Source organism: Kitasatospora sp. NPDC057198 (genome assembly GCF_042670125.1).
Taxonomy (GTDB): Bacteria; Actinomycetota; Actinomycetes; order Streptomycetales; family Streptomycetaceae; genus Kitasatospora.
The window spans coordinates 1-6,564 of the sequence record NZ_JBHUWH010000437.1; the positions used below are offsets into that span (position 1 = coordinate 1).

General features: G+C 71.1%; 3 protein-coding genes and 1 CRISPR repeat array. All 3 genes read right to left on the reverse strand.

The features are described from left to right. On the reverse strand, positions 1–2,734 hold a 2,734-nt coding region (locus tag ACFUEL_RS32405), incomplete at its 3' end, for an RICIN domain-containing protein (protein ID WP_380240594.1). A gap of 870 nt (positions 2,735–3,604) precedes the next feature. Then, the gene (locus tag ACFUEL_RS32410; protein WP_380240596.1) at positions 3,605–4,138 is read right to left on the reverse strand and encodes a DinB family protein; all 534 of its coding nucleotides are present in this window, start codon (positions 4,136–4,138) and stop codon (positions 3,605–3,607) included. A 21-nt stretch (positions 4,139–4,159) separates the two neighbouring features. Further along, positions 4,160–4,651, reverse strand: a complete 492-nt coding sequence (locus ACFUEL_RS32415; protein ID WP_380240598.1) for a hypothetical protein — start codon at positions 4,649–4,651, stop codon at positions 4,160–4,162. Between the two features lie 963 nt (positions 4,652–5,614). Next, positions 5,615–6,558: a CRISPR direct-repeat array (repeat unit 29 nt; unit sequence CGGCAGACCCCCGCTCGCGCGGGGAGGAC). Positions 6,559–6,564: the final 6 nt, after the last annotated feature.

Consider the following 6,564-nt stretch of genomic DNA (forward strand, 5'->3'; position numbering starts at 1 on the left):
ACTGGCGGGACTGGTGGGAGGAGGTGCCGTTGTCCGCGTACTGCACCACTCGGGCGCTGTCGGCCGTCGACATCACGTCGACCCCCAGCACCTTGCCCGAGTTGGCGTTGCGGATCCGGAACCAGCCGTCGGCGTCGGCGAGGAAGGTCCACAGGTGGTCGGCGGTACCGTTGTCCGCGTACTGCACCACCTGCGCGCTGTCGGCCGTCGACATGCCGTCCACGCCCAGCACCTTGCCCGAGTTGCGGTTGCGGATCCGCACCTGGCCGTCGGGCTGGAGCTGCCACAGGTGGTCGGCCGTCCCGCTGTCGGCGAACTGCACCACCTGCGCGCTGTCGGCCGTCGACATGCCGTCCACCCCCAGCACCTTGCCCGAGTTGCGGTTGCGGATCCGGAACCAGCCGTCGCCGTTGTCCACCAACTGCCACAGGTGGTCGGCGGTGCCGTTGTCGGCGTACTGCACCACCCGGGCGCTGTCGGCCGTCGACATCACGTCGACCCCCAGCACCTTGCCCGAGTTGGCGTTGCGGATCCGGAACCAGCCGTCGCCGTTGTCCAGCAACTGCCACAGGTGGTCGGCCGTCCCGCTGTCCGCGAACTGCACCACCCGGGCGCTGTCCGCCGTCGACATGCCGTCCACTCCCAGCACCTTGCCCGAGTTGCGGTTGCGGATCCGGAACGGGGCGCCCGCGGCGGTCCAGGGCGTGCCGTTCGGGGAGGTGGTGGGGAAGGCGGTGATCCGCAGCCGGGCCGCGCCCATCGGGACGAGGGTGACGGTCTCGACCGGCGAGGTGCTGCGGGCGGGGCTGTCCTGCAGCGGGCCGACCACGTGCTGGCCGTCGGCCTGCCACTCGGGGATGCGCCGGGCGGGCACGGTGATCCGCACGGGGGCGCCGGCCTGGGTGAAGGGGTTGGCCGCGAGCGTCCCCTGGGCTGCGGTGAAGACCGGGGATCCGGCGTCCAGCGCGAGGCCGTAGTTCCAGGGCGTGGTGGCGTGGACGGCGTACTCGGGGAAGGCGGCGCTGCCCGCGTACTGCTGGTAGCTCTCGCCGATCCGCAGCGAGTACGTCAGCGGGCCGTGGTCGACCGAGACGCTGCCGCGGTTGGCGGGCCAGGTGCGCACGGTGGTGCGCTGGGGCAGGCGCAGCACGACGGTGTCGCCGTCGCGCCAGGTCCGCTTGACGACGGTGTACGCCGGCCCGGCGGGTGCGCTCACGGCGGCGCCGTTGACGGTGAGGGCGGGCGCCGCGCACCAGCCGGGGACGCGCAGGTAGAGCGGGAAGTCCAGCGGCCGGGGGGTGCTCAGGCGCAGCGTGACGGTCTCGGCGAAGGGGTAGTCGGTGGTCTCGGTGAAGGTGACCGCCGTGCCGTCGGCGACCTTGGCCGTGACCGAGCAGGCGGCGTACATGGCGGCGGCCAGCCCGTGGTCCGGGGTGGCGAGCCAGAGTTCCTCCAGGAAGTAGGGCCAGCCCATGCCGTAGTTGTGCGGGCAGCAGCGGTACTGGTCGACGCCGGGCTGGTACGCCTGCATGGCGAAGCCGTTCTGGAACTGGCCCCGGGTCTTGGGGGCGTTGTCGAGGTCGACGCTGTTGGCGCTGGTGATGTAGTGCACGGCCCGGCCGTCGGGGTCGAGCGCGGCGGGCAGCGAGTTGAAGGCGAGGTCCTCGCAGCGGTCGGCCCACAGGGGGTCGCCGGTGATCCGGTTCAGCAACTGGTGGCTGGCCATGAACTCGACGACGCCGCAGGTCTCGAAGCCCTGGCGCGGGTCGCCGAAGCCGGGCCGGGCGTTCTCGTCCCCGGCGAAGCCGCCGCCGGGGAACTGGCCATACTGCGCCATCACCGCGTCGTAGGTGCGGTAGGCGGAGCCGGTCAGGGTGGCGGACGGGGCGCGCAGCGCGTACTGGGCGGGTTCGCGGAAGCCCTGCGCGATGTTGACGTTGTGCAGGCTGGGCAGGTTGTCGGTCCAGTTCGCGCCGTGGGCGTGGATCTTGTCGGCCAGGTCGAGCAGGAAGGCGTCGCCGGTGCGGTTGTACAGCCAGAACACGCTGTCCAGCGCGTCCCCCCAGCGCACCGACACCCAGCTGCTGTTGAACGCGCCGGGCCCCTGGGCGTTCATGTAGCGGAAGAAGGCGCTGAGCAGCGGGACGATCCGGGTGTCGCCGCTGTACTCCTGCCAGCTGCGCAGGGCCCAGGTGAGCGGCAGGAACGGCCAGAAGTCCGGTCCGCCGTTGAGCGAGGTGCGCAGCGCGCCCGGACCGAAGAAGCCGTCGGCCTGCCGGGTGGCGACGACGGCGTCGATCCAGCGGCGGGCGGTGGCGAGGGCGGTGGCGTCGCGGGTGGCGATCGCCAGGTCGACGTAGCCGCGCAGCCAGTACGGGACCTCCTCCCAACCGGGCCGGTCGGGACGGGCCCACCCGCTGGTGTCCAGGTCGAGGAAGTGCGAGATCTGGTCGTACCGGCCGCACAGGCCCGCGAGTTGGAGCCGCAGCTGCCCGTCGAGCCAGCCGGCGGCCGTGGTGCTGCCCGGCGGCAGGCGCAGGAACGCGACGGGGGCCAGCGGCGCCGCGTTGGGGAAGTAGAGCCCGCCGGGGGCCGGGGCAGCGGCGCCGGCGGGGACGGGGGCGGCTGCAGCGGGGGCGGTCGGGGCGGCGTGTGCGGCGGCCTGGAGGCTCGGGGAGAGGCCGGCGCCGACGGCGGCGGCGCTGCCGACGAACTGCCTGCGGTTCATGGGCATGACAGTCTCCTTCGGAAGTCTATTCCAACGTTGGAAAGCGAGGGGCATCGGCATGACAGCATGCACCGAGTGCACTGTCCAGGGCCGCAACAGGAATCGTCACCGATCAACTCCCTTCCCTACCAAGGAATATGTTCATCACCTCGGGCCACCCACAGCGCACCGACCAGCTCGGACACGGCCCGGCCATCGCCCTCCGAACCCTTGTCAACGTTGTAAAAGCGGAGCCGCCAAAGACCCACCCAGCTGAAGGGTCCGCTCGCCCATCTCGGCGGCCAGCCCAGTGACGACGCTCTCCACCACGGCGAGGGCGCCCCGACCTGGCCGGAGACGGGCGAGAGCCGGAGCCTGCACACCACCCTCGCGCCACAACCGGTGCCGACCCGCGGCGCAGCCGTCCCGCGGCGGTCAGCCCACCCCCATCCGCACATCCCACACACCACCGGTACAGCCACCGCCCCGGGCTCATAAGGTACTTCGCACGGATTCCCCCCGACGGGCCGAGGTCAGTAGACAGGACGAAAGAGGTTCACCGACCTTCGGTTGCCGACCGTACAGGCGCTCGACAGGGCGGATGCCCGGAAGCTGGAGATCGTCGATCCTGGGACGGGACCGGTGGAAGGCTGGTGGGAGCAATGGATTCGCAGTCCATGGACGCCAAGCAGACGGCCGAGTACTCGAACGTCTCGCCGTCCCGGCTGTACCGGGAAGCGACAGGCGTGGGCCCGGCCCCCTTCGCGCAAGGCGGGCAGGACCCCCGCCGCTTCGGGCGGCGAGACCGAGGTCGAGGGTCTCGGCGGTCCGGCCGATCGAGCCGGGCATGGGGTGCAATGGTGACGTCGGGTGTCGGAACCGTCCGAACGCCCCGGGTTACTCGCCGGTCTGGCCGTCGATGAGCTCCCGGGCGACGTCGAGCTGGCCGACGTGCCGCGCGTACTCCTGGAGCAGGTGGAACAGGATTCGCCCGAGGGTGGGTGCGTCTTCGGGCCGCCGGAAGCGGCCGCCGATGCGGGCCGAGTCGGTCAGGACGGCGTCGGCTGCCAAGGCCCGTGACCGTTCCACCTCAGCACGGTATGCGTCCAGGACGCTGCCGGTCGGCTGCTCCGCCGGCACGTTCCATTCGGCCTCGTCACCGCCGGGCGGATAAGCCAGGAGGTCTTCGGCGGCGAATCCCCAACGCATCCAGCGGCGCTCGACCCATCCGAGGTGCTTGATCAGGCCCAGGGGCGACCATCCCAGGGGTTCGACCGGGGTGCGGAGCTGGTCGTCCGACAGCCCGGCGACCTTCCGCATCAGAGCGTGGCGATACCAATCCAGATATCCCAGGAGAAGACCGTGCGGGTCGGAGACCTCGACTCCGGGGCCGTCGAGGATGGCCGGGGCTTGCTGCAGTGGCTTCGGCATCCCCCGACGATAACGACGGTTTCAAGAGCCTTGTCGCTGGCCGGCTTCGGCGGTGCAGGTGGCCCGGTCGCCGGCGGAGAGACGTTGCCGGGCGACGGCGACGCCGGTGTGGATGTCCAGGATGCGGGCGGGGATCGCGGCCGGGATCGCGGCGGCGAGCCGGAAGAGTGCGGTGCTGCGGGCCCGATCGGGTCGGATGCCGAGCTGGTTCAGCCGCCGCGTCAGCTGTGCGGTGCTGATCGGGCGCCCTGGCTGACCGCCCGGGAAGAGCCATGGGGACGGGGCCAAGGCGCCGATGGTCGCATGGTCCTTGCGGTTCGCGGCGACCGTGTGGGCCGGTCCGGCGACGGGCTCGCGCAGCCGGACGCGTGCGCCACCGAGACGGAGACGTACTCCGTGAGCACCGACCTCGACGTTCTCGATGGTCAACCGATGAATCGCCGACGGCCCTTGTGCGTAGATGAAAGCCTGGCTCTGGGCGGCGAAGCCGGACTCCTCGGTCTGCTGCCCCACCGCGTTGCGGTACCTGATCCGGTACTCGTGGGAGCACTTCGTCCAACTGAACCCGGGATGCTCGCACTCCTTGAAGAAGCTGCCCGTCCCGCGGATGAGACCTGTGCTTGCCGTGGCGGCCGGTACCTCCGGAAGCTTGCTGACCTCTTGCCGACCCCGAATGGTCGGCCGTCCCCCGCGTCGGCAGGAACCACTGGCCCCGTGGTGTCTCGAGCCCCTCAGGGCAGCCGGTTGCCGTAGAACGGCCCGTTCCACGTCCATCCATCCGGTGCCGGGAGCACAGCCGCTCCCGGCCGGGCGGGCGAAGGAGTTCAGGGAGACTCTCCACGCCACCGCCAACAGCGCAGCCCTTCCCCCAGCCATGCCGTTGACCTGGATGAATCAACGCTCGGACGGCAACTGCCTCAGCCCCAACCCGACAACCCGCAGCCAGAACGATCAGCTCCAGCGCGCAGTCAGCGCCGAACAGCCACCGTGCCTTCCAAACCCGGATACCGGCAGATGGGCCACGGTGTACTACGACTGATGCTGACTTTTGCTGACCGCACCTGACGGCTCGCCTCCCCGAATCCACCGCCCGGAACGACATCAGCGGCAGCACGCCACGACACCGTGCCCCTGCCGAAAGAACACTTGGCCGGACAGGTGCCCTCGGACAGCCGTCAGCAACACCGCGCGCCCCTGGTGTCAACACACCGCTCGATGCCCTCCCCGACCATCCACGCCAACGGGACCCACCAGCCCCAGGCAAGTTTCCACACCTCCGATACGAGGTTCACGGCCAGCCGGGCCACTGTTGCCGCCTTCCACCTCCTCAGCCAAGCTTGACCCCGACCAGGAACACAGCAGTGCCGACAGGGCCGATCAGCGTTCCTCCGCCAGTACAGCGATTGGAGACGCCAAACGGCAGCGCCGCTCACACGAGGAGGACGCCGGAAGGCGCAACGCGTTCTTGCCCAGGTTCGGCAGACCCCCGCTCGCGCGGGGAAGACAGGAATAGCCGACCCCAGCAGAGCGCGGCTGCCGGCAGACCCCCGCTCGCGCGGGGAAGACCTGCTCGGTCAACTCGGCGCCGCGGCCGGGAACGGCAGACCCCCACTCGCGCGGGGAGGACCGCTGGACGGCTTCGACGGTGGCGATGATGCGCGGCAGACCCCCGCTCGCGCGGGGAGGACAGCAGTCTGCGATGAAAATCGGGGACTGGTCGCGGCAGACCCCCGCTCGCGCGGGGAGGACAAGAAGTGAAGCTGACCACCCAGACCCTCCTCCGGCAGACCCCCGCTCGCGCGGGGAGGACTAGAGGTGGGCCAAGATGCGCGTGTCCAGGACCGGCAGACCCCCGCTCGCGCGGGGAGGACCCGACCGGGTGAGGAGTTCGCGCGCGAGCACGCGGCAGACCCCCGCTCGCGCGGGGAGGACCCCACGATGTCGTCCGCGAAAGATGCGCGGGGCGGCAGACCCCCGCTCGCGCGGGGAGGACGCCGTACAAGCCAGGGCTGTTCCACTCGTCGTCGGCAGACCCCCGCTCGCGCGGGGAGGACTTGCTCTGACAGGCGAGCGGGACGATCTGCGCCGGCAGACCCCCGCTCGCGCGGGGAGGACAAGATCAACGGCGTCGTGAGCTGGGTCATCGACGGCAGACCCCCGCTCGCGCGGGGAGGACTTGGCGAGCTGGGCCCAGAGCTTGCCCGCGTCCGGCAGACCCCCGCTCGCGCGGGGAGGACTCCGGGTAGCGGTGCTCCGGCTGCGGGTCAGGCGGCAGACCCCCGCTCGCGCGGGGAGGACTCCGGGTAGCGGTGCTCCGGCTGCGGGTCAGGCGGCAGACCCCCGCTCGCGCGGGGAGGACACGATCAAGGCGTTCGCGCGGTCGGTGGTGTACGGCAGACCCCCGCTCGCGCGGGGAGGACATCACC

Excerpts from the sequence above, each read along its gene's own strand:
- ACFUEL_RS32410 (WP_380240596.1), bottom strand. The coding sequence starts at position 4,138 with ATGCCGAAGCCACTGCAGCAAGCCCCGGCCATCCTCGACGGCCCCGGA.